At 47.0% G+C, this 853-nt stretch carries 2 protein-coding genes; one reads left to right on the top strand and one right to left on the bottom strand.

Annotation, left to right across the window (positions count from 1 at the left end; genetic code table 11):
* Positions 1-396: GNAT family N-acetyltransferase (locus tag A3739_RS04250; protein ID WP_068500438.1), on the bottom strand; the 396-nt coding region annotated here is incomplete at its 3' end.
* A 125-nt stretch (positions 397-521) separates the two neighbouring features.
* On the opposite strand from A3739_RS04250, the gene A3739_RS04245 reads away from it, so the two are divergent.
* A complete protein-coding gene (locus tag A3739_RS04245; RefSeq protein WP_068476145.1) occupies positions 522-800 on the top strand; it encodes a nuclear transport factor 2 family protein in 279 nt (92 codons plus the stop codon).
* The last annotated feature ends 53 nt before the right edge of the window (positions 801-853 follow it).

Raw genomic sequence — 853 nt, 5'->3', positions numbered from 1 at the left:
CCAGGCATCTTGAGTTTCGCTCAGAACAACCGCACCATGCTTGGCAAAAAATGGCGCCGATAAATGACTTGCTGCAATATCGATGACTGGCGCACTCGCTTCCACTGCAAAGGATTTTGCGTTGTTCATCATCTCCGTGCCGACACCCGAGCCAGCACTTGACGGCGCAACCATGATCCAAACGATGCGGGCTCTTGCCGTCATTTCATCAACGCGCATGCCGTAGGCTGCGGTAACAGCATCATTGATAACGCCAACGCGATACCCATCAGGAACAGGATCTAAAAACTGCGCGTAATCGGCACGTTCATTCTCAGCAAAATATTGTGGGCAGTTTGCATCGAACAGTGCCAAGCACGCATCTTTATATCCCTCTGTATAAGGAAAGAATTCCATCACACATACCTCTACACGCCAAGATTGACCGCATACACAATTGCGAACCTTAAGGCTCGCATGATACAAAATGAAGCCTACTGTAAGACACTACATTTTTCGAATAAGAATAAAAGAGAATCACTATGTCGACATACCCTAAATCGCTTGACCATATGCTTGCTGCGTGGAACGAACCTGACCCATCGAAAGTACGCGCGCATCTTGATCTCGCACTAAACCCGGACATTCGTTTTGTCGACCCGATGATCGATGTGACAGGTATTGATGGCTTTGAACTGAATGTTCATAAAGTAAAAACTGAATTGCCCAATGCCGTGTATTCTCGAACGAGCGGCTGGGACGCACAGCATGGTTTTTACGCTATCACTGGGCAATTCACCAAGGCGACAAACTGGTACTAAAAGGCTTTGATGTCGTCGAAATAGACAATAACGATCAAGTCGCTAGCGTAATA

It is taken from the genome of Oleiphilus sp. HI0067 (assembly GCF_001635735.1).
The sequence above is the reverse complement of the archived record's forward strand: the minus strand, read 5'-3'. Positions and strand labels throughout refer to the sequence as shown.